19 protein-coding genes and 1 riboswitch are annotated in these 21,392 nt (G+C 73.4%); of the genes, 10 read left to right on the top strand and 9 right to left on the bottom strand.

Annotated features, from left to right (window positions below; genetic code table 11):
* Window positions 1-6 precede the first annotated feature (6 nt).
* The 6 genes from ABZ877_RS11375 to ABZ877_RS11350 form a co-directional block, all read right to left on the bottom strand.
* Complete coding sequence (locus ABZ877_RS11375; protein ID WP_361068017.1) at window positions 7-798, bottom strand: enoyl-CoA hydratase/isomerase family protein; 792 nt, start codon at window positions 796-798, stop codon at window positions 7-9.
* A 138-nt stretch (window positions 799-936) separates the two neighbouring features.
* Entirely contained in the window at window positions 937-1,158 is a 222-nt protein-coding gene (locus ABZ877_RS11370) for a helix-turn-helix domain-containing protein (RefSeq protein WP_361068014.1), read from the bottom strand.
* Window positions 1,159-1,529: 371 nt separating this feature from the next.
* On the bottom strand, window positions 1,530-3,128 hold the full coding sequence (gene abc-f / locus ABZ877_RS11365) for a ribosomal protection-like ABC-F family protein (RefSeq protein ID WP_361068011.1): 1,599 nt from the start codon (window positions 3,126-3,128) through the stop codon (window positions 1,530-1,532).
* Window positions 3,129-3,330: 202 nt separating this feature from the next.
* Window positions 3,331-4,719 carry a hypothetical protein gene (locus ABZ877_RS11360; protein ID WP_361068008.1) on the bottom strand — a complete coding sequence of 463 codons (1,389 nt, stop codon included), beginning with the start codon at window positions 4,717-4,719 and terminating at the stop codon, window positions 3,331-3,333.
* Between the two features lie 88 nt (window positions 4,720-4,807).
* Window positions 4,808-5,935, bottom strand: a complete 1,128-nt coding sequence (locus ABZ877_RS11355; protein WP_361068005.1) for an alpha/beta fold hydrolase — start codon at window positions 5,933-5,935, stop codon at window positions 4,808-4,810.
* Between the two features lie 118 nt (window positions 5,936-6,053).
* A complete protein-coding gene (locus ABZ877_RS11350) occupies window positions 6,054-6,695 on the bottom strand; it encodes a class II aldolase/adducin family protein (protein ID WP_361068002.1) in 642 nt (213 codons plus the stop codon).
* Between the two features lie 93 nt (window positions 6,696-6,788).
* Between ABZ877_RS11350 and ABZ877_RS11345 the strand changes: the two genes are divergently transcribed.
* From ABZ877_RS11345 to ABZ877_RS11310, 8 genes are all read left to right on the top strand, one after another.
* The gene (locus ABZ877_RS11345) at window positions 6,789-7,529 is read left to right on the top strand and encodes a lysozyme (RefSeq protein WP_361067999.1); all 741 of its coding nucleotides are present in this window, start codon (window positions 6,789-6,791) and stop codon (window positions 7,527-7,529) included.
* A gap of 201 nt (window positions 7,530-7,730) precedes the next feature.
* Window positions 7,731-9,026: an inorganic phosphate transporter gene (locus ABZ877_RS11340; protein WP_361067996.1), complete on the top strand. Its 1,296-nt coding sequence runs from the start codon at window positions 7,731-7,733 to the stop codon at window positions 9,024-9,026.
* Window positions 9,027-9,038: 12 nt separating this feature from the next.
* The gene (locus tag ABZ877_RS11335) at window positions 9,039-9,260 is read left to right on the top strand and encodes a hypothetical protein (protein WP_361067993.1); all 222 of its coding nucleotides are present in this window, start codon (window positions 9,039-9,041) and stop codon (window positions 9,258-9,260) included.
* 162 nt (window positions 9,261-9,422) lie between these two features.
* A riboswitch (cobalamin riboswitch) is annotated at window positions 9,423-9,494 on the top strand.
* 80 nt (window positions 9,495-9,574) lie between these two features.
* Complete coding sequence (locus ABZ877_RS11330; RefSeq protein WP_361068379.1) at window positions 9,575-10,534, top strand: cobalamin biosynthesis protein; 960 nt, start codon at window positions 9,575-9,577, stop codon at window positions 10,532-10,534.
* Window positions 10,531-12,042: a cobyric acid synthase gene (locus tag ABZ877_RS11325; RefSeq protein WP_361067990.1), complete on the top strand. Its 1,512-nt coding sequence runs from the start codon at window positions 10,531-10,533 to the stop codon at window positions 12,040-12,042. Before ABZ877_RS11330 ends, ABZ877_RS11325 begins: the two co-directional genes overlap by 4 nt.
* A 163-nt stretch (window positions 12,043-12,205) precedes the next feature.
* Window positions 12,206-14,272 (top strand): putative cobaltochelatase, encoded by a 2,067-nt coding sequence (locus ABZ877_RS11320; RefSeq protein WP_361067987.1) that lies wholly within the window; start codon window positions 12,206-12,208, stop codon window positions 14,270-14,272.
* Complete coding sequence (cobO, locus tag ABZ877_RS11315) at window positions 14,272-14,871, top strand: cob(I)yrinic acid a,c-diamide adenosyltransferase (RefSeq protein WP_361067984.1); 600 nt, start codon at window positions 14,272-14,274, stop codon at window positions 14,869-14,871. Before ABZ877_RS11320 ends, cobO begins: the two co-directional genes overlap by 1 nt.
* The gene (locus ABZ877_RS11310; protein WP_361067981.1) at window positions 14,865-16,262 is read left to right on the top strand and encodes a cobyrinate a,c-diamide synthase; all 1,398 of its coding nucleotides are present in this window, start codon (window positions 14,865-14,867) and stop codon (window positions 16,260-16,262) included. Before cobO ends, ABZ877_RS11310 begins: the two co-directional genes overlap by 7 nt.
* A 2-nt stretch (window positions 16,263-16,264) precedes the next feature.
* On the opposite strand, the gene ABZ877_RS11305 is transcribed toward ABZ877_RS11310, so the two are convergent.
* Entirely contained in the window at window positions 16,265-16,996 is a 732-nt protein-coding gene (locus ABZ877_RS11305) for a ZIP family metal transporter (RefSeq protein ID WP_361067978.1), read from the bottom strand.
* A 6-nt stretch (window positions 16,997-17,002) separates the two neighbouring features.
* Between ABZ877_RS11305 and ABZ877_RS11300 the strand changes: the two genes are divergently transcribed.
* Window positions 17,003-17,437, top strand: a complete 435-nt coding sequence (locus ABZ877_RS11300; RefSeq protein ID WP_361067976.1) for a cobalamin biosynthesis protein — start codon at window positions 17,003-17,005, stop codon at window positions 17,435-17,437.
* A gap of 10 nt (window positions 17,438-17,447) precedes the next feature.
* The gene (gene cobC / locus ABZ877_RS11295) at window positions 17,448-18,875 is read left to right on the top strand and encodes an Rv2231c family pyridoxal phosphate-dependent protein CobC (RefSeq protein ID WP_361067973.1); all 1,428 of its coding nucleotides are present in this window, start codon (window positions 17,448-17,450) and stop codon (window positions 18,873-18,875) included.
* Window positions 18,876-19,002: 127 nt separating this feature from the next.
* Here cobC and ABZ877_RS11290 read toward each other — a convergent pair whose 3' ends face one another.
* Both ABZ877_RS11290 and ABZ877_RS11285 read right to left on the bottom strand, forming a co-directional pair.
* The gene (locus tag ABZ877_RS11290) at window positions 19,003-19,947 is read right to left on the bottom strand and encodes an SCO1860 family LAETG-anchored protein (RefSeq protein ID WP_361067970.1); all 945 of its coding nucleotides are present in this window, start codon (window positions 19,945-19,947) and stop codon (window positions 19,003-19,005) included.
* Window positions 19,948-20,286: 339 nt separating this feature from the next.
* A complete protein-coding gene (locus tag ABZ877_RS11285; RefSeq protein WP_361067967.1) occupies window positions 20,287-21,390 on the bottom strand; it encodes an amidohydrolase family protein in 1,104 nt (367 codons plus the stop codon).
* Window positions 21,391-21,392 lie beyond the last annotated feature (2 nt).

Below are 21,392 nucleotides of genomic sequence, written 5' to 3'. Positions count from 1 at the left end.
CCGGGGTCAGTCGTCGAGGCCTGCCAAGTCCCTCAGGCGGCGGCCCTGGGCGGCTCGTTCTGCTGTGCGCTGGGCGTCCAGGGTGCGGGTGGCCGCGCCCTGGAGCAGGGCCTTCGTCTCGATCACGGCGTCGCGCGGGGCGGCGAGGAGCGCGGCGACCAGGTCGCCGGTGGCGGCGGCCAGCTGGTCGCCGGGGACCGCGACGTTGGCGAGGCCCGAGGCGACGGCCTCGTCGGCGTGCACGTAGCGGCCGGTCACGCAGATCTCCAGAGCGCGCGCGTAACCGACGAGGGAGACGAGCGGGTGCGTGCCGGTGAGGTCGGGGACGAGGCCGAGGCTGGTCTCGCGCATGGAGAACTGCACGTCGTCGGCGACGACGCGCAGATCGCAGGAGAGGGCGAGCTGGAACCCGGCACCGATCGCGTGCCCCTGCACGGCGGCGACGGACAGCAGATCGCTGCGGCGCAGCCAGGTGAACGCGGACTGGTACTCGGCGATCGTGGAGTCGAGGAACTCCTCACCGCCGCGCGCCAGGTCGATGAAGGACGGCTCGCCGTCGAACCCCTCGGGCGTGAACGCCTTGCGGTCGAGGCCCGCAGAGAAGGACTTGCCCTCGCCGCGCACCACGACGACGCGCACGGAGCCCGGCAGCGAGCGCCCGGCCTCGGTCAACGCCCGCCACAGCGCGGGACTCTGGGCGTTGCGCTTGTCCGGGTTGCTCAGGGTCACCGTGGCGATCGCGTCGTCGACGGTGAGCCGGACGCCGTCCTTGTCGAGGAGCGGTGCGGGCTGAGTCATCGGGGCCTCCGTGTCTGCGCGGTCATAAGTGACTGCACAGTAACCACCCGGTCGGTCTGCCGACCGACCGGGTGGTCACCGAAGGAACCAGTGAGCCGAACGGACCCGCTTCCGGCCCGTGCGAGCAGGTCGGACGCGTCAGTTCGCCGCGGCCTTCTTGCCCCGCGTGGCCCCACCGCGACCGCGCAGCGTGACCCCGGACTCGCTCAGCATCCGGTGGACGAAGCCATACGAGCGGCCGGTCTCCTCGGCCAGTGCCCGGATGCTCGCACCGGAGTCGTACTTTCTCTTCAGGTCTGCCGCGAGCTTGTCGCGCGCGGCGCCGGTCACCCGGCTGCCCTTCTTCAGAGTCTCGGCCACCCGTGCCTCCTCATGGGAAGTGCGCTCTGGAATTCCCATGATCACCCCTTGCGGCCGTCCTGGCCACCCATTCGGCAAGGTCGGTGGCGGCGCAATTCCCGTCGGGAAGGCGATCCACCCGACCGGAACAGAAAATTCCGGATGCCTTTTTCGCTGCCCGCCACCGCCTTTTCCGGAGAACCGGCAGGTCAGTGGCGGGCCCGGAAGAGAAGGGCGGCGCGGCCCGGTGCGCCGCAAAATGCGTGTATGACACACCGCAGTACGAGGCGATCTCACTCAGATGATGGATCACGGATCGGCCGAATGATCCATACTCAGTGGATCAGCCATTCGATCAAGCGGCGCTGACGATCACGCGCCCCCGCGAGGGGTCACGCGAGGGCGACGAGGTCCGCGTACCCCTGGCCCCACAGGTCCTCGACACCGTCCGGGAGCAGGATGATCCGCTCGGGCTGGAGCGCGTCCACGGCGCCCTCGTCGTGCGTGACCAGGACGACCGCGCCCTTGTACGTGCGCAGCGCGCCGAGGATCTCCTCGCGGCTGGCCGGGTCGAGGTTGTTCGTGGGCTCGTCCAGGAGCAGGACGTTCGCCGAGGAGACGACCAGGGTCGCGAGGGCGAGACGGGTCTTCTCGCCGCCGGAGAGGACCCCGGCGGGCTTGTCGACGTCGTCGCCGGAGAACAGGAACGAGCCGAGCACCTTGCGGACCTCGACCAGGTCGAGGTCGGGCGCGGCGGAGCGCATGTTCTCCAGGACGCTGCGCTCGGGGTCGAGCGTCTCGTGCTCCTGCGCGTAGTAGCCCAGCTTGAGGCCGTGGCCCTCGACGACCCGCCCGGTGTCGGGCTTCTCGGCGCCGCCGAGCAGGCGGAGCAGGGTGGTCTTGCCCGCGCCGTTGAGGCCGAGGATGACGACCCTGGACCCCTTGTCGATGGCCAGGTCGACGTCGGTGAAGATCTCCAGCGAGCCGTACGACTTCGACAGGCCCTCGGCCATCAGGGGCGTCTTGCCGCAGGGCGCGGGCTCGGGGAAGCGGAGCTTGGCGACCTTGTCGGCGCGGCGCACCTCCTCCAGGCCCGCGAGGAGCTTGTCGGCGCGCTTGGCCATGTTCTGCGCGGCCACCGTCTTGGTGGCCTTGGCGCGCATCTTGTCGGCCTGCGCGTTCAGCGCGGACGCCTTCTTCTCGGCGTTCTGGCGCTCGCGCTTGCGGCGCTTCTCGTCGGCCTCGCGCTGCTGCTGGTACAGCTTCCAGCCCATGTTGTAGACGTCGATGCGGGAGCGGTTCGCGTCCAGGTAGAAGACCTTGTTGACGACCGTCTCGACCAGCTCGACGTCGTGGGAGATCACGATGAAGCCGCCGCTGTAGTTCTTCAGGTAGTCCCGCAGCCAGACGATGGAGTCGGCGTCCAGGTGGTTGGTCGGCTCGTCGAGGAGCAGGGTGTCGGCGTCCGAGAAGAGGATGCGGGCCAGCTCGATACGGCGGCGCTGACCGCCGGAGAGCGTGTGCAGCGGCTGGCCAAGGACCCGGTCGGGGAGGTTCAGCGCGGCGGCGATCGTGGCGGCCTCGGCCTCTGCGGCGTACCCGCCCTTGGTGAGGAACTCCGTCTCCTGGCGCTCGTACTGCTTGAGCGCCTTGGCCTGGGTGGCGCCCGTGCCGTTGGCGATGCGCTGCTCGTTCTCGCGCATCTTGCGCATCAGGACGTCGAGGCCGCGGGCGGACAGGATGCGGTCGCGGGCCAGGACGTCGAGGTCGCCGGTGCGCGGGTCCTGGGGGAGGTAGCCGACCTCGCCCGAGCGCGTGATGGTGCCGCCGGCCGGGATGCCCTCACCGGCGAGGCACTTGGTCAGGGTGGTTTTGCCCGCGCCATTGCGGCCGACGAGGCCGATGCGGTCGCCCTTGGCGACGCGGAAGGAGGCGTTCTCGATGAGGATGCGGGCGCCGGCGCGCAGTTCGATACCGGATGCGGTGATCACGGGGGTGCTCCAGGACAGGGTTACGGCTGGTTGACAAGACGAGGGCCAAGGCGGGGGCCATGGCGAGGGCCGGTCGGCGCCGCTAATCCACCCAGAGAAGAAACGTCATACGAGCCAGTTTAACGGGGTGATGCAAGCGGATTTTCCGGGGCGCCGGGAGGCGGGGCGCCCCGTCGGCCCCGCCCGTCCCCGGGCGGAGCCGTCACGCACCGCCCGTGTGGACCTGGAACGCCGCTCTGCGCACCGCCTTCGCGAGGGCGGGGTCGGGGTGGGCCGCCGCCAGGGCGACCAGGACCTGGACCGTGCGGGGGTGACCCACGGCACGGACCTCGTCGAGGAGGGCCGGGACGGTCGGCTGGACCGCGGACTCCAGGTGGCGGACCAGGAGCGGCGCCTCCCCGTGGTCGGCGACGGCGGCCGCCGTGTCCACCCACAGCCAGGTCGCCTCCTCGCGGGTGAGGACCGTGTGGACGTCCTCGGGGTCGGCGCCCTCGTGCTCGGCGAGCCAGAGCAGGGCGTAGGGGCGCAGGCCGGGCTCGTCCGCGCAGCGGCGCACCTCGGGCTCGGCGGGGGCACCGACGACACGCAGGGCCTCGAAGGCCAGGCCGCGCAGCAGGGCGTCCTCGCCGCGGGCCGCCGCCAGGAGCTCGGTGACCGCGCTGCCCACGTCACGGGCGGCGAGCCAGGCGCGGTACTCGGCACGGGCCGCGTTCGGCCGCAGGCGGGCGCAGCCGCGCAGCATGTCCTCGGCGGAGACCTCGATGTTCCCGGCCGGGGACTGGGCGGCGACGCAGATCTGCTCCAGCTTGACCCAGACCGCCCAACTGCCGAGCGGTGTCAGCGTCGCGTGGCCGTCGGCGTACGTCAGCGCGCCGACGGCGGCGAGACCCGCGAGGGCCCAGTCGAGGAGCGGCAGGAGCGGGGTGTCCTGCGGCGGCACCGGTTCGGGCTGGGGGCCGTAGGGGATCTCGCAGCGCTCGGTGCGCAGTTCGGCGACGCGCTGGTCGAGGAGGTCGAGGAGTTGCGCGGTGGGCACGGGGCCCGCCATGAGCTGGCAGAAAGAGAGCAACTGCGGGACCGCTTCGACGACTTCGGCGACCGCGGCCGGTTCGAGGGAGTCCGGTGCCGGGTGGACCAGGGACCAGGCGTCGAAGAGGGCGACCCAGCCGCGCAGCACGGCGGTGTCGTCGCGGTCCCAGACGCGCAGCCGCCAGCCGGGCCGGGCGACGTCGCCGTGGACCTCGACGAGGCCGGCGAGGCGCGCGGTGTCCCAGTCGGCGCGGACCTGGGCGACGGTGAGCCCCAGATCGTCGGCCGCGCGGCGCGCGGTGGCGTCCGAGAGGGTGCCCTTGCCGTCGCGCGCGCCCGTGCCGTTGCCGGGGCTGAGCGCGGTGTCCGCCCAGCGCGCCACGCGGACGGCGGCGGCGAGGCCCTGGCGGGCGGAGCGGGCCAGTTCGGCGGGGGGCGGGGTGCCCTCCGGCGGGCGCGGCGCGGGCCTTCGGACCGCGGCGCGTGGGGCTGCTGCGGTGAGGGGCCGGTGGCGCGGGCCGACGAGTCGGAGCCTGGAGTCGCGCGGGGTACGGGACGTCACTGGAGCAGTGTCCAGGGTGACCCCGCGAATTCCCAAACGGGAGCCCTTGTTCGGAGTTCGCGTCGTGGTTCGCAGGCCCGCCGGGGGCTCACATCAGCGGGGTCAGGAAGCGCCGCAGCCGCTCCTCGTACGCCTCCGGGTCGGCGTTCCACATCGCGTTGTGCGGGGCGTCGTCGACCGTGTGGAGGGTGACGAGGTCCGGGCGGCGGTCCGCGAGGCGGCGGGACAGCTCCCAGGGCGCCACCTCGTCGTCGGGGCCGTGCACGAGGAGGGTGGGGACGGCGAGGGTGCCCGGTACGACCACCTCGGCGAACCGGTCGCCGGTCAGCCCGGTGCGGCCCTGCGCGGCGCGGACCGCGAGCGGCAGGAGCGCGGACGGGGTGTGCCGGGCGCGGGCCAGGGCGCGCAGGGTCGCCTCCCAGTCGAGCACCGGGGAGTCGAGGATCAGGCCGCTGACGCGGTCGCGCAGCGCGGAGTACGTGGCGGCGCGCAGCGCCATGGCGGCGCCGGTGGACCAGCCGTAGAGGATGACCTGCTGGGCGCCGTGGCGCACGGCGTAGCGGATGGCGGCGTCCAGGTCGTGCCACTCCGTCGTGCCGAAGTGGTGCAGACCGTCGGGGGCGGGGGGCGCGCCGGGGTCGCCGCGGTGGGCGAGGTCGAGCACCGGGAACTGCTGGTGGCGCAGGAAGCCCATGACGTTCATGGGGTGTTCGCGGGTGGTGCCGAGCCCGTGCACGGTGATGACCCAGGTGTCGCGGACGCCGGGCAGGAACCAGGCGGGCAGCGTCCCGAGTTCGCCGGGCACGTCGACGTCGGCGTGGTCGAGGCCGAGCGCGGTCTTGGGGGTGCCGGTGTGGACCCGCGGGGTGAGCCAGGCCTTCGCGCCGGGCTGGGGCGCGCCGAGCGTGACGCGCTCCAGCCGGCGCACGACGGTGTCCGCGGGGTGCTCGGCCGACTCGATGACGGGCCCGACGACCGCGTGCCAGTCGTCGCCCGCGAGCCCGTACGTGCCCGGGCGCAGCGACGACAGGTCGCGGGTCAGGGTGATGTGCCCGGCGGCGGTGGTGTGGACGGTGAGCCGGGGTTCGGTGGGCAGGGGGTGGCCCGCGGGCGCCTTCAGCGCGGCGTCGCTGGCCAGCCGGCCGGCGGCGATCGCGGCCGCGGAGGTTCCGAGGACGGCGGTGACGGCAGCGGCCGTCGCTCTGGCGATACGCACCCGTCCAGTGTCCGCGTCCGGGCCCGCGCGGGCCAGTGGGGTGCGGGGTCGGGGTGACGCGGTCGCGCCATGATCCGGATGTCTCATGGCGTGTCACCGCCGGTGCGGGCCGGGCGTGTCAGGGCTGTCCGTATCCGCTGAGGCGCTCGCCCGCCTCCCGTAGCTGCGCGTCGGACAGGAGCGCGGGGGCGCGGCCGGGGACGGAGTGGGCGGTGAGCCAGAGACGGCACATCCACTCCAGTTGAGCGGTGCGGTCGTAGGCGGCGTCGAGCGTGTCCCCGTAGGTGAGGGTGCCGTGGTTGCGCAGGAGGCAGCCGGTGCGGCCGGAGAGGGCGTCGAGCACGTGTTCGGCGAGCTCCTGCGTGCCGTACGTCGCGTAGGGGGCGACGCGGACGCGGCCGCCCAGGGCCGCCGTCATGTAGTGGATGGCGGGCAGCTCGGTGACGAGCGTGGAGACGGCGGTGGCGTGCACGGCGTGGGTGTGCACGACGGCGCGCGCGTCCGTGTGGCGGTACACGGCGAGGTGCATCGGGAGCTCGCTGGTCGGCGTGAGCGTGCCGGCCTGCCGCTCGCCGTACAGGTCGACGGCGACGAGGTCGTCCGGGCCGAGCCGGTCGTAGGGCACGCCGCTGGGGGTGACGAGGACGGTGTCCCCCACGCGTATGGAGACATTGCCCGACGTGCCGACGACCAGGCCGTCGCGCACGGTCCTGCGGGCCGTCTCCACCAATTCTTGCCACGCCTGCTCGAGTTGCGTCATGCGGAGCATCCTGTCAGGCATCCTAAGTCGCATATGGGTACAAAACGACCACAGACCCCAATTCGGGCTGTGCCGAGCAGATCCGGGGGAGACATGGCTCGTGATCACCGACCGTCCCGCCGCGCCCGCCTCACCGTGGCGACGTCCGTGGCCGCTCTCGCGCTGGGGGCGGCCGCGCTGGCCGAGCCGCCCGCGCAGGCCGCGGCCAAGCCGCGGGGGCACGACGTGTCCTCGCACCAGAAGAGCGTGAACTGGGCGAAGGCCAAGAGCAAAGGCTCCCGGTTCGTCTATGTGAAGGCGACCGAGTCGACCACCTACAAGAACCCCTACTTCTCACAGCAGTACGGTGGCGCCCGCCGCGCGGGCATCATCCGGGGCGCCTACCACTTCGCCCTGCCGAACAAGTCCTCCGGCAAGGCGCAAGCCTCCTACTTCGTGCGCAACGGCGGCAGCTGGTCGCGGGACGGATGGACGCTGCCGCCCGCGCTCGACATCGAGTACAACCCGTACGGCAAGGCCAAGTGCTACGGGCTCAGCAAGGCGAAGATGGTCTCGTGGATCAAGTCCTTCAGCGCCGAGACCCTGCGCAGGACCGGCCGGTACCCGGTGATCTACACCAACGCCCGCTGGTGGAGGCTGTGCACCGGGAACAGCCGCGCCTTCGCCGCCAAGCACCCCCTCTGGCTCGCCCACTACAGCAAGAACGTGGGGCCCCTGCCCGCCGGATGGTCCTTCTGGACGTTCTGGCAGTACGACAACGGCGGCAGCCTGCCGGGTGACCAGAATCTCTTCAACGGGTCGATGACCCAGTTGCGGCGTCTGGCCAACGGGTAGCCGAGCAAGGATCGGGCCTCCCGGAACCCGGGATTCCGGGCTTCTCCGGGGGCCGATCCGGAACGGCGCACACCGTGCCGGACGAAGCGGGGCGAGATCACTCCGGATCGGGTCACCATGACGCCCCGCCCAGTTCATCTTCCGTTCACCCTGCTTACTTACGTTCAGCGTGCCACTGACGTCCAACCGAAGCCTGGGTAAATGGAACACATCACGCTGCTCCTCGCGATCGTGATCGTTACCGCGCTGGTCTTTGATTTCACCAACGGTTTCCACGACACCGCCAACGCGATGGCGACGACCATCTCGACAGGCGCCCTCAAGCCGAAGACGGCGGTGGCCATGTCCGCCGTGCTGAACCTCGTCGGAGCCTTCCTCTCCGTCGAGGTCGCCAAGACCATCTCCGGCGGCATCATCAACGAGGACGGCCTCAAGACAGAGGTCATCTTCGCGGCGCTCGTCGGCGCCATCCTCTGGAACCTGGTCACCTGGCTGGTCGGCCTGCCCTCCAGCTCCTCGCACGCCCTGTTCGGCGGCCTCATCGGCGCCGCGGTCATGTCGATGGGCTGGTCCTCGGTGAACGGCGGGACCGTCGTCACCAAGGTGCTGCTGCCCGCGGTCGCCGCGCCGATCGTCGCCGGACTCGCCGCGACGCTCGCCACACGGCTGACCTACCGCATCAGCAAGCACACCGACGAGAAGGCCACCTCGAAGGGGTACCGCGCCGGGCAGATCGCCTCCGCCGGGCTCGTCTCCCTCGCCCACGGCACCAACGACGCGCAGAAGACGATGGGCATCATCACCCTCGCCCTGATCACCGGCGGCGTCCTCGCGCCCGGCGCCAACCCGCCGCTGTGGGTCATCGTCTCGGCCGGTCTCGCCATCGCGCTCGGCACCTACCTGGGCGGCTGGCGGATCATCCGCACCATGGGCAAGGGCCTCACCGAACTGGCGCCGCAGCAGGGCTTCACCGCCCAGACCAGCGCCGCGACCGCGATCCTCGCCTCCTCGCACATCGGCTTCTCCCTCTCCACCACCCAGGTCTGCTCGGGCGCCGTGATGGGCGCGGGCCTCGGCCGCAAGGGCGGCGTCGTCCGCTGGTCCACCGCGACCCGGATGTTCGTGGCGTGGGGCCTGACCCTGCCGGCCGCCGGTCTGGTCGGCGCGGGCGCCGAGTTCCTCACCAAGCAGGGGCCCTGGGGCGTCGGCCTCACCGCGGCCCTCCTCGTCGGCGGCTCCGCCGTCATCTGGAAGCTGTCCCGCCGCGAGACCGTCGACCACACGAGCGTCACCCCGGACACGCCGGGTGCCGTGGAGGAACCGGCCGGGGTCATAACGACGGCCATCGCCGCCGTCTCCCCGCCGCCGGCCGGCGCGGTCGCGGAGGCCGGGGCCCCGGTCCCGGTCGACCTGAAGGCCACGATCCCCGCGATCCCCTCCCCCTCGTCCGCCCCGGCCGCGGCCGACCCCGCGCGCCCCGCCGGCGCCACGCTGTAAGGAACCGAAGCCATGAACATCGACTGGGCGGCCCTCGGCTCCGTCTTCGGCGTCAGCCTCGTGACCACGGTGGCCCTGGTGGGCCTGTTCACCCTCGGCATCGTCGGCCTCTCCAAGCGGGAGGCGGCGGCGCAGCGCGGGGCCTCGGCCACGGCGGTCACATCGGGCGCGTACGTCTGCTTCGCACTGTGTGCGGCGGCGGTGGCGTACGGGATCTATCTGATCGTGGCCTGAGACGACGTCCGAAGGGTGGGGTGGGGGGCGCGCCGCGTCCCCCACCCCACCCTTCTGCGTGCCCTGTGGACCTCCCCACACTCCCCCTTCCCAGGTCAACAGCAAGTTGACGCGCATTCGCGCTGCGTGGTGGACTTCCCGGGCCATGTACGGCAGCAGTCCGAGGAAGCCGGTGCGAATCCGGCGCGGTCCCGCCACTGTGAGCCCTCCGCGAAGGGGGCGAGCCAGGAACTCTCTGCTGTCGGTCTCGTCGAACCAGGGCGTGGACACCCTGAGTGAGGACAACCACCACCATGTTCGCCCCGCGCGGCACGGTGCGGGCCGGGCGCGTGTTCGCGTACGGTGCCGCCGCCGGACTCGTAGCCGACCTGTTGCTCGGTGATCCGCGCCGGGGGCACCCCGTCGCCGGTTTCGGCCGGGCCGCGGGCGCCGTGGAGCGGGTGCTGTGGCGGGACCACCGGGGCTGGGGCGCCGCCCATGCCGTGGTCTGCGCCGGGGGCGCCGCCGCGGTGGGGGCGCTCGCCACGCGGGCCGTACGGACGTCTCCTGTCGCCTCGATCGCGCTGACCGCCGTCGCCACCTGGGCCGTCGTCGGCGGGACCACGCTCGGGCGGGAGGCCCGGGGCATCGGGGCCGCGCTGCGAGCGGGTGAGGTGGAGGCGGCCCGGGAGCTGCTGCCGCGCCTGTGCGGGCGGGATCCGCAAGGCCTCGACGCCGACGGGATCGCGCGCGGCGTCGTCGAGTCCGTCGCCGAGAACACCTCGGACGCCGTCGTGGGCGCGCTGGTGTGGGGGGCCGTGGGCGGAGTGCCGGGCCTCCTCGCGTTCCGCGCCGTGAACACGCTCGACGCCATGGTCGGGCACAAGTCGCCCCGCTACCGCCGGTTCGGCTGGGCCTCGGCCCGGCTCGACGACGTCGCCGGGTGGCCCGGCGCGCGGCTGACCGGCGCCCTCGCGGTGCTCGCGGGCGGGCGTCCGCGCGAGGCGGCCCGCGCCTGGCGCGCCGACGCGGGGCGCCACCCCAGCCCGAACGCGGGCGTGGTCGAGGCGTCGTTCGCGGGCGCGCTCGGGGTGCGGCTCGGCGGGACGCTCGCGTACGGCGGCAGGGTCGAGCACCGGCCCGTGCTCAACGCGGGCGGGCGCCCGGTACGGGTCGAGGACGTCGAACGGGCCGCGCGGCTGTCGCGGCGGGTGAGCTGGCTGGCTTGGGGAGTGTGCGTGGGCGGACGGGCGCTGTGGGCGCGGAGGCGACGGATGACGGGTGCGGGCCGATGAGGGGCGGCGGGCTGCTCGTCGCGGGCACCACGTCCGACGCCGGGAAGAGCGTGGTCACCGCGGGGATCTGCCGGTGGCTCGTACGGCAGGGCGTGAAGGTCGCGCCGTTCAAGGGGCAGAACATGTCCCTGAACTCGTTCGTGACCCGCGAGGGCGCCGAGATCGGGCGGGCGCAGGCCATGCAGGCGCAGGCCGCCCGGGTCGAGCCGACCGCGCTCATGAACCCGGTGCTGCTCAAGCCCGGCAGCGACCGCAGCAGCCAGGTCGTGCTCATGGGCAAGCCCGTGGGCGAGATGAGCGCGCGGGGGTACCACGGCGCGCGGCAGGGCGCGCTGCTCGACACCGTCGTGGGGTGCCTGGAGGAGTTGCGGGGCAGTCATGACGCTGTGATCTGCGAAGGCGCCGGCTCCCCCGCCGAGATCAACCTGCGCCGTACCGACATCGTGAACATGGGCATCGCGCGGGCGGCCCGGCTGCCCGTGCTCGTCGTCGGCGACATCGACCGGGGCGGGGTCTTCGCCTCCTTCTTCGGCACGACGGCGCTGCTCGCCCCCGAGGACCAGGAGCTGCTCGCCGGGTATGTGGTGAACAAGTTCCGGGGCGATGTCAGCCTGCTCGAACCGGGTCTCGACATGCTCAAGTCCCTCACGGGGCGGCCGACTTACGGCGTCCTCCCCTACCAGCACGGGCTCGGCATCGACGAGGAGGACGGGCTGCGGGTCTCCCTGCGGGGCGCCGTGCGCGAGTCCGTCGTCGCGCCGCCGGTCGGCGCCGACGTGCTGCGGGTCGCGGTGTGCGCGGTGCCGCTGATGTCGAACTTCACGGACGTCGACGCGCTGGCCGCCGAGCCGGGCGTCGTGGTCCGTTTCGTGGACCGCGCGGAGGAGCTGGCCGACGCCGACCTGGTGGTCGTGCCGGGCACGCGCGGGACCGTCAAGGCTCTTGAGTGGCTGCGCGAGCGCGGGCTCGCTGACGCGCTGGTCCGGCGGGCCGCCGAAGGGCGTCCCGTGCTCGGCATCTGCGGCGGGTTCCAGCTCCTCGGCGAGCGCATCGAGGACGAGGTCGAGTCCCGGGCGGGCGTCGTGGACGGGCTCGGGCTGCTTCCCGTACGCGTACGGTTCGCCCGCGAGAAGACGCTCGCGCGGCCGGTGGGCGAGGCGCTCGGCGAGCACGTCGAGGGGTACGAGATCCATCACGGGGTCGCCGATGTCCTCGGCGGCGATCCGTTCCTGGACGGGTGCCGGGTGGGGGCCGTGTGGGGGACGCACTGGCACGGGTCCCTGGAGTCGGACGGGTTCCGGCGCGCCTTTCTGCAGGCTGTCTCCGACGCGGCCGGGCGGCGGTTCGTGCCTGCGCCTGATACGTCGTTCGCGGCGTTGCGGGAGGAGCAGCTCGACCGGCTCGGGGATCTGATCGAGCGGGCCGCGGACACGGATGCGTTGTGGCGGTTGATCGAGGGGGGCGTGCCCAAGGGGTTGCCGTTCGTTCCGCCCGGGGCGCCGTCGTGAGCGCGGGGCCTGTGCGTCGCCCCCGCCGCCCCTTCCCGTCCCGTCCCCGGGCGCTGCGCCCCCGGACCCCCATGCGTTCGGTCGTACGTGCCGGTTCGTGGGGGCTTGTCGCGCCGTTCCCCGCGCCCCTAGGCAGTTCCCGTTCACCGGAGGTTGATCGCTGATGCCCGACCCGTATCCGTTCACCGCGCTCGTCGGGCAGGACGATCTGCGGCTCGCTCTCCTGCTCAACGCCGTCTCGCCCGCCGTCGGCGGCGTTCTCGTGCGCGGTGAGAAGGGGACCGCCAAGTCCACCGCCGTACGCGCCCTGTCCGCACTCCTTCCCGACGTGGACGTCGTCCCCGGCTGCCGGTTCTCCTGCGCCCCGGACGCGCCCGACCCGCAGTGCCCGGACGGGCCGCACGAGGTCGGACCCGGGGTCCAGCGGGCCGCGCGGATGGTCGAGCTGCCCGTCGGCGCCTCCGAGGACCGGCTCGTCGGCGCGCTCGACATCGAGCGGGCGCTCGCCGAGGGCGTGAAGGCGTTCGAGCCCGGCCTGCTCGCGGACGCGCACCGCGGCATCCTCTACGTCGACGAGGTCAACCTCCTCCACGACCACCTGGTCGACCTGCTCCTCGACGCCGCCGCCATGGGCGCCTCGTACGTGGAGCGCGAGGGCGTCTCCGTACGGCACGCCGCCCGCTTCCTCCTCGTCGGCACGATGAACCCGGAGGAGGGCGAGCTGCGGCCGCAGCTGCTCGACCGGTTCGGGCTGACCGTCGAGGTCGCCGCGTCGCGCGAGCCGGAGCAGCGCGTCGAGGTCGTCAGGCGCCGGCTCGCGTACGACGACGACCCCGAGGGGTTCGCCGCGCGCTTCGCCGCCGAGGAGGCGGAGGTACGGGAGCGGATCGCCGCCGCGCGCGCCCTGCTGCCCCATGTCCGGCTCGGCGACGGGGCGTTGACGCGGATCGCCGCGACCTGCGCCGCGTTCGAGGTGGACGGGATGCGGGCCGACATCGTGATGGCGAGGACCGCGACCGCGCTCGCCGCGTGGGCGGGGCGTACCGATGTGCTCGCCGAGGACGTGCGCCAGGCCGCGCTGCTCGCGCTGCCGCACCGGCGGCGCCGCAACCCGTTCGACGCGCCCGGCCTCGACGAGGACAAGCTCGACGAGACGCTGGACGAGTTCGGCCCCGACGACACCCCTGACGACGATCCGGAGCCCGAGGGGCCGGACGACCAGGGCCCCGACGATGACGGTCCCGGGGGCGGGGGCGGGCTGCCGCCGCAGGACGGGCCCGCGCCGGAGACCTCCGAGCAGGAGGGCCCCGGCCCGCGGGAAGCCCCCGAGACACCGGCGGCGCCCCCCGCGCCCGGCCCCGCGGCGCAGGAACAGCGCCCCGTCTCCCCCGGCGAACCCTTCCGTACGAAGATGCTGAGCGTCCCGGGCCTGGGCGAGGGCGCCGCCGGGCGCCGGTCCAGGGCGCGGACCGAGCACGGCCGCACGACGGGTGCCGTACGCCCCCGGGGCGCCCTCACCAAGCTGCACCTGGCCGCCACCGTGCAGGCCGCCGCGCCGCACCAGCGGGCGCGCGGACGGTCGGGCCCGGGGCTCGTCGTGCGCCGGGACGACCTGCGGCAGGCGACGCGCGAGGGCCGCGAGGGGAATCTGGTCCTCTTCGTCGTGGACGCCTCCGGTTCGATGGCCGCGCGACAGCGCATGGGCGCGGTGAAGGGTGCCGTCCTCTCCCTGCTCCTCGACGCCTACCAGCGGCGCGACAAGGTGGGGCTCGTGACGTTCCGCGGGACCAAGGCCGAGGTGGCGCTGCCGCCGACGTCGAGCGTGGACACCGCCGCCGCCCGCCTGGAGACGCTGCCGACCGGTGGCCGTACGCCGCTGGCCGCAGGTCTCCTCACGGCGCACGAGGTGCTGCGCGTGGAGCGGCTGCGGGACCCGGCGCGCCGCCCGCTGATGGTCGTCGTCACCGACGGGCGCGCCACGGGCGGGCCCGAGCCGGTGAAGCTGGCGGGGCGCGCGGCCGGGCTGCACGCCGTCGAGGGCACGGCGTCCGTGGTCGTCGACTGCGAGTCGGGCATGGTCCGGCTCGGGCTCGCCGCCCAGCTCGCCGGTCAATTGGGCGGCACGGCCGTCACGTTGGACGAGCTGCGGGCGGACGCCATCGCCGGGCTCGTCAAGGACGTACAGGGACAGCGACAGACAACGAACCAGACCCGCAGGAGGGCCGCCTGATGCCGCAGGGACAGCCGAGTGTCGTACCGGACGACGGACTGACGACGCGTCAGCGCCGCAACCGTCCGCTGGTGTTCGTGCACACGGGCGTCGGCAAGGGGAAGTCGACGGCGGCCTTCGGGCTCGCTCTGCGCGCCTGGAACCAGGGGTGGCCGATCGGGGTGTTCCAGTTCGTCAAGTCGGCGAAGTGGAAGGTCGGCGAGGAGAACGCGCTCAAGGTGCTCGGCGCCTCCGGCGAGGGCGGCACCGTCGACTGGCACAAGATGGGCGAGGGCTGGTCCTGGGTCCAGCGCGATGACCAGGCCGACAACGAGGAGAAGGCCCGCGAGGGCTGGGAGCAGGTCAAGCGGGACCTGGCCGCCGAGACGTACAAGCTGTACGTGCTGGACGAGTTCGCGTACCCCCTGCACTGGGGCTGGATCGACGTGGACGAGGTGGTGCAGGTGTTGCGGGACCGGCCGGGCACGCAGCATGTCGTCATCACGGGCCGCAACGCCCCCGAGAAGCTGATCGACTTCGCCGACCTCGTGACCGACATGTCGAAGGTGAAGCACCCGATGGACACGGGCCAGAAGGGCCAGCGGGGCATCGAGTGGTGACGTCCGCATCCGCCGTACCCCGTCTGGTCGTCGCGGCGCCCGCGTCCGGATCGGGCAAGACGACCGTGGCGACGGGCCTGATGGCCGCGTTCGCCGAGCGCGGCCTCGCCGTGTCGCCGCACAAGGTGGGCCCCGACTACATCGACCCGGGCTACCACGCCCTCGCGACCGGGCGCCCGGGCCGCAACCTGGACGCGTACATGTGCGGCCCCGACCTGGTCGGCCCGCTGTTCGTACACGGCGCGCAGGGCTGCGACCTGGCCGTCGTCGAGGGCGTGATGGGCCTCTTCGACGGCGTCTCCGGCCAGGGCGAACTCGCGTCCACGGCCCACGTCGCCAAGCTGCTCAAGGCCCCCGTCGTGCTCGTCGTCGACGCGTCGTCGCAGTCACGCTCGGTGGCGGCACTCGTCCACGGCTTCGCCTCCTTCGACCCGGAGGTCCGGCTCGCGGGCGTCATCCTGAACAAGGTCGGCTCGGACCGCCACGAGCAGCTGCTCCGCGAGGCGCTGGAGGAGGTCGGCGTCCCGGTGTACGGGGCCCTGCGCCGCGCCCCACAGGTGGAGACGCCGTCCCGCCACTTGGGCCTGGTCCCGGTGGCCGAACGGAGCGCGGAGGCGGTGGACTCGGTACGGGCATCGGCGGCGATGGTCCGCGACGCCTGCGACCTGGAGGGCTTGCTGGCGCTGGCAAGAACGGCCCCGCCACTGTCCGAGGAGGGCTGGAATCCAGCAGCCTCAGGGGCGCGGGGAACTGCGCGAGCAACCACAACGAACCCGCACCCGCCGACGAACCCGATCGTGGCAGTGGCAGGAGGCGCAGCCTTCACCTTCTCCTACGCCGAGCACACAGAACTCCTCACGGCGGCAGGCGCCCAGGTAGCCACATTCGACCCCCTGAACGACGAACACCTCCCGGAGGGCACCGCCGGCATCGTCATAGGCGGCGGCTTCCCCGAGGTCTACGCCCCCGAACTCTCGGCGAACAACCAGCTCCGCAAGGCCGTCGCGGAGCTGGCCCGCACGGGCGCCCCCGTCGTCGCCGAATGCGCGGGCCTCCTGTACCTCGCCAGGTCCCTCGACGGCCAGGAGATGTGCGGGGTACTGGACGCCGACGCCCGGATGACGAAGCGGCTCACGCTCGGCTACCGGGACGCGGTCGCCGTCTCCGACAGCGTGCTCGCCCCGGCGGGGACACGGCTGCGCGGCCACGAGTTCCACCGCACGGTCCTCGAACCGGGCGCGGGCCCGTCCCCGGCGTGGGGCCTGCGGCTCCCGGAGCCGCGCGTCGAGGGCTTCGTACAGCAGGGTGTGCACGCCAGCTATCTGCACACGCACTGGGCGGCGCTGCCGGACATCGCCCGGCGGCTCGTGGAGCGGTGCGCCGCGCCGTGACCTCAGCCCGCGACGCCCACGACGAGCCAGATGAAGGCCGCGCCCGCGACCGTGCACAGCAGGGTCGAACGGGCCGGGTGGTCGTGGTGGGCCTCGGGCAGGATCTCGGCGGCGGCCAGGTAGAGCAGGACGCCGCCGAAGAAGCCGAGATAGCCGCCGAGCAGTTGCTCCGGAATGGTGAACAGGAGTGTGGTGGCGGAGCCGACGACGGGCGCCGCCGCGTCGGCCAGGAGCATGATCGTCGCCTTGCGGCGGGCGTTCCCGTACAGGCGCGTGATCGTGTACGTGTTGAAGCCGTCGGCGAAGTCGTGGGCGATCACCGCGAGCGCCACGGCGACACCCATCCCGCCGCCCACCTGGAACGCGGCGCCGATCGCGATGCCGTCCATCATGCTGTGCCCGACCATCGCCCCGGCCGCCGTGAGGCCCACCTCGGGGGCCCGGCCGTGCGCGTGCTCGTCGGCGCCGTGGGCGGCCTGGCGCTGGGCGAGGAGGTGTTCGAGGACGTGTGCGGCGAGGAACCCGGCGACGAACAGCAGCAGCGCGGCGGGCACCCCGAAGACCGGCCCGCCCGCCGCGTCGAGCGCCTCCGGCAGCAGGTCGAGGCCGACGACGCCCAGCATCAGCCCGCCCGCGAGGCCGAGCACCAGATGGCGCCGGTCGGTGACCCTCCTCGCGGTCCAGCCGCCGACCAGGGTCATCACAAAGGCGCCGAGCGCCACGAACACCGCCATGGGCCTTTGCTAACCCATGCGACACCCCCGGCGCACATCGTGGTGGTCGGGGTCGGCGCGCGCGCCGGGGTGAGCGCCGACGAGGTCCTGGGGCTCGTCGGCGCCGTCCTCGACGAGGCCGGCGCGGGCCCGGGTGACGTGGCCGCGCTCGCGACCGTCGAGGCGCGGGGGCGGGAGCCGGGGCTGATGGCGGCGGCTTCGCGGCTCGGGGTGCCGTTGCTGTCGTACGCGGCCGAGCTCCTCGCCGATGTGCCGGTGCCGCATCCGTCGGCCCGGGTGGGCGCGGTCGCCGGTACGCCGTCGGTCGCGGAGGCGGCGGCGCTGGCCGCGTCCCGGGGGGAGCTGGTCGTGCCGAAGCGGGTCTCCCGTGGGCGGGTGACCTGTGCGGTGGCCGCCCTCGGTCCCGGCCGCCCCTTCGTCCCTCTGGTCACCAGTCGCTAGGAGTCCGTTCGTGCTCACCCCTCCCCCGGCCCTGCTCGCCGCCCTCGCGCGGTCTGCCGATCGCTTTCCGTCCGGGCGGGACGACGTGTCGGTCCTGCTCGTGGGGCGCGGCTCGGCCGACCCCGTCGTGAACGCCGAACTCGTGGCCGCCGCGCGGCTGTTGTGGGAGGATGGCGCGTTCGCGGGGGTCGAGCCGGCGTTCGTCTCGGGCGCCTCGCCGGATGTGGCGTCCGGGCTCGACCGGTGCGCGGCGCTCGGGGCGCGGCGGATCGTCGTGCAGCCGTACGAGGCGGTGGCGCCGGACGAGGTCCAGGTACGGGAATGGGCCGCCGCGCATCCGGGTGTGGAGGTGCGGCTGGGCGCGCCCCCCGAGGTCGACGGCGAGAAGGGCGGGCCCGATCTGCGGCATCACGGGGACGCCGAGGTGCGGGACGACGGCGAGAAGCTGATCGACCTCGCCGTGAACGTCCGCACCGGCACGCCGCCCACATGGCTGCGGGAACACATCGCCGCCTCCCTGGAAGGGCTTGCGGCGTACCCGGACGGGCGCGCGGCCCGCGCGGCGGTCGCGGCCCGGCACGGGGTGCCCGTCGAACGGGTTCTGCTCACCGCCGGGGCGGCGGAGGCGTTCGTGCTGCTCGCGCGGGCGCTCGGGGTGCGGCGGCCCGTCGTCGTGCATCCGCAGTTCACCGAGCCGGAAGCGGCGCTCGCCGACGCGGGCCACGTCGTGGAGCGGGTGCTGTTGCGGGAGTCCGACGGGTTCCGGCTCGACGCGTCGCTCGTGCCCGAGGGGGCGGATCTCGTCGTCGTCGGGAATCCGACCAATCCGACCTCCGTCCTGCATCCGGCGGAGGAGATCGTCCGGCTCGCGCGGCCGGGGCGGGTGCTCGTCGTCGACGAGGCGTTCATGGACGCGGTGCCGGGTGAGCGGGAGGCCCTCGCCGGGCGGACCGACGTGCCCGGGCTCGTGGTGCTGCGGAGTCTGACGAAGACGTGGGGGCTGGCGGGGCTGCGCATCGGGTACGTGCTCGCCGAACCGGGCGTCATCACGGCGCTCCAGCGGGCGCAGCCCTTGTGGCCCGTGTCGTCGCCCGCGCTTGTCGCCGCGCAGGCGTGTGTGTCCGCGCGGGGAGTTGCGGAGGCGGAGGCTGCGGCGCGGGGCGTTGCGGCGGACCGGGCGTATCTGGTGGGGCTGCTTGAGGGGCTGGCGGAGTTCGGGGTGGAGGTGGCGGGGCCCGCGCACGGGCCGTTCGTGCTGGTGCGGGTGCCTTCGGCGGGGGTGGTGCGGGAGGTGTTGCGCGGGGTCGGGTTCGCTGTGCGGCGGGGGGATACGTTTCCGGGGTTGGGGCGGGATTGGGTGCGGGTCGCTGTGCGGGGCCGGGGCACCAGTGCGGAGTTTGTGGCCGGGTTGAAGCGGGTTCTGGGTTCCTTCGGGTGAGGGGGCTGGGGTGCGCCTTCGCGCCGCGGGGGTGACGTTGTGTCGCGGGTGCTTGTTCGTTGTGGCTGGTCGCGCCGTTCCCCGCGCCCCTGGCGGGGCGCCGGGGTGGCCGGCGCCCCTTTTTTTCTTAGGCCCTTGCTCGGTTCCTGCGGGTCAGGGCTACTGAGCCGGCGCCCGCTGCCAGCAGGAGGAAGGCGCCGCCCGCGATGTACGGGGTGGCTGAGTTGCCGCCCGTTTCGGCGAGGTCGGCCGGGGGCTCCTCCTTGGTGCCCTGGGGGACGACCGTGTCGGGGGACGGGGTGGAGACCACCGGCGTTTCCTTCCCGGGCGCCTGGGGCTTCGGGGACTCGCAGGTGGCCTCGGCCAGGGTGACCTCGCCGTTGACCTCGGCGACGTTCAGCTTCAGCGGGTTGACCGAGACCCGCAGTCGCAGCGCGGACGCGGCCGCCGTCCGGGACGTCGTCGACGTGGAGGAGAGGGCCAGGGAGACGTCGCCGACGCCCGGCACCTTCACCTCGGTCGTACCGCCCGCCGTCAGCGTGACCTTCTTGCCGAGGACCGTGACGGAGCCGAGGAGGTTTGAGGTCGCGACCGGCTTCTTGCCCGCCTCGCACAGCGCCCTGGACGTGACCTGGTCCACCTCGATGAGGGAGAGCAGCGGCAGACCGGGGACGTGCACCTTGGCGTGGACGAGCTGGGTGAAGCCCTCCGCCTTCCGCGCGTCGACGGTCGCCTTCGCCTTGGCCACGTCCGCGCGCAGCACGTTGACCGGGCGGCCGTGGTCGACGCCGTCCAGGTTGACGGTGAGCGTGGTCTTGTCGGCGCTCGCGGGGGCCTGCACCTCGTTCAGCGCGGCCTTGAGGGGGACGTTCACGGTCTTGTTGAGGAGCGAGACGTCCAGGCCCGTGCGGAGCACGACCGCGCCGGCCTTGCCGCCGTGGTCGCCCGTCGCCGCGGCGGGGCCCGCGGTGGCGAGCGCGAGGGGCCCGACGGCGAGCACGGTCGCGGCGGCCGTCGCGGCGAGACGGCGGGCGGGCGTGCGCGGGGCGGTGGTGACAGTGGAGCTGGGCATGCTGGTGGGACCCCCAGGAGAGGACAGAACAGATTTCAGGACAGGCGATGGTCAGAGCAGATCCCCCGGGGCGGTGCGCGTGCAGGGACAGCACGAGCGCCGCCGACGGTGTCGACTGGTCATCGATGAGGGAATCTTTACGCACTGAGAGTGAACGGGCGGCCACCCGAGGTCAGTTCACTCCAACGAGGGGTTTTAGCTCACGCCTTCGAATCTTGGGGCTCGCCTGTTCCCTGAAGTCCCTCTTGTGTCACCCCGCGCGGGCGCGGCGGAGTTGTGTGCAACGAGCAGCTGCCTGACCGGGTAACGCTCTGTCAACGCCCTGTCCGCTCCCGCGCCTTACCCGACCACCCGTCCCCGCACCACGATCCTGCGCGGAGCGGCCAGGACGCGTACGTCCTCGCGCGGGTCCGAGCCGTACACCACCAGGTCCGCCGGGGCGCCTTCCTCCAGGGCGGGGCGGCCGAGCCAGGCGCGGGCCTTCCAGGCCGTCGCCGCGAGCGCCTCGACCGGAGGGATGCCCGCCTTCACCAGCTCGGCGACCTCGCCCGCGACGAGGCCGTGGGCGAGGGAGCCGCCCGCGTCCGTGCCCACGTAGACCGGGATGCCCGCGTCGTAGGCGTCGCGCACCGTGTCGTAGCGGCGGTCGTGGAGGCGGCGCATATGGGCCGACCAGCGCGGGAACTTCTGCTCGCCGCCCTTGGCGAGGTCCGGGAACGTGGCGATGTTGACCAGGGTCGGGACGATCGCGACGCCGCGTTCGGCGAAGAGGGGGATGAGGTCGTCGGTGAGGCCCGTGGCGTGTTCGATGCAGTCGATGCCCGCCTCGACGAGGTCGCGCAGCGAGTCCTCGGCGAAGCAGTGGGCGGTGACGCGGGCGCCGAGCCGGTGGGCCTCGGCAATGGCGGACTCGACGGCGCCGCGCGGCCAGCAGGCGCCGAGGTCGCCGGTGGAGCGGTCGATCCAGTCGCCGACGAGCTTGACCCAGCCGTCGCCGCGCCGGGCCTCCTGGGCGACGTAGGCGGTGAGGTCCTCGGGCTCGATCTCGTGGGCGTAGTTGCGGATGTAGCGGCGGGTGCGGGCGATGTGCCGGCCCGCGCGGATGATCCTCGGCAGGTCCTCGCGGTCGTCGATCCAGCGGGTGTCGGACGGCGAGCCCGCGTCGCGCAGGAGCAGCGTGCCGTGGTCGCGGTCGGTCAGGGCCTGCTTCTCGGCGGTCTCGGCGGGGACGGGGCCGTGGGCGTCGAGGCCGACGTGGCAGTGGGCGTCGACCAGGCCCGGCAGCGCCCAGCCCCGGACCGTCGTCACGTCCAGGCCCGGGGTGCGCGGACGGTCGTAGGTGACCTTGCCGTCGATCACCCACAGTTCGTCGCGTACGTCATCGGGTCCGGCCAGGACCCGTCCGGTCACGTGCAGCGCCCCCGCCGGGCTCGGCTCACTCATGC

Source organism: Streptomyces sp. NPDC046939, assembly GCF_040644575.1.
In the GTDB taxonomy this organism is placed as follows: domain Bacteria; phylum Actinomycetota; class Actinomycetes; order Streptomycetales; family Streptomycetaceae; genus Streptomyces.
Note: the sequence above shows the minus strand (reverse complement) of the source record. Positions and strands in the feature narration are given on the sequence as shown.

Coding starts and splice junctions, on each gene's coding strand:
- ABZ877_RS11375 (WP_361068017.1), bottom strand. CDS start 798: ATGACTCAGCCCGCACCGCTCCTCGACAAGGACGGCGTCCGGCTCACC.
- ABZ877_RS11350 (WP_361068002.1), bottom strand. CDS start 6,695: ATGACGCAACTCGAGCAGGCGTGGCAAGAATTGGTGGAGACGGCCCGC.
- ABZ877_RS11345 (WP_361067999.1), top strand. CDS start 6,789: ATGGCTCGTGATCACCGACCGTCCCGCCGCGCCCGCCTCACCGTGGCG.
- ABZ877_RS11340 (WP_361067996.1), top strand. CDS start 7,731: ATGGAACACATCACGCTGCTCCTCGCGATCGTGATCGTTACCGCGCTG.
- ABZ877_RS11335 (WP_361067993.1), top strand. CDS start 9,039: ATGAACATCGACTGGGCGGCCCTCGGCTCCGTCTTCGGCGTCAGCCTC.
- ABZ877_RS11325 (WP_361067990.1), top strand. CDS start 10,531: ATGAGGGGCGGCGGGCTGCTCGTCGCGGGCACCACGTCCGACGCCGGG.
- ABZ877_RS11320 (WP_361067987.1), top strand. CDS start 12,206: ATGCCCGACCCGTATCCGTTCACCGCGCTCGTCGGGCAGGACGATCTG.
- cobO (WP_361067984.1), top strand. CDS start 14,272: ATGCCGCAGGGACAGCCGAGTGTCGTACCGGACGACGGACTGACGACG.
- ABZ877_RS11305 (WP_361067978.1), bottom strand. CDS start 16,996: ATGGCGGTGTTCGTGGCGCTCGGCGCCTTTGTGATGACCCTGGTCGGC.
- ABZ877_RS11290 (WP_361067970.1), bottom strand. CDS start 19,947: ATGCCCAGCTCCACTGTCACCACCGCCCCGCGCACGCCCGCCCGCCGT.
- ABZ877_RS11285 (WP_361067967.1), bottom strand. CDS start 21,390: ATGAGTGAGCCGAGCCCGGCGGGGGCGCTGCACGTGACCGGACGGGTC.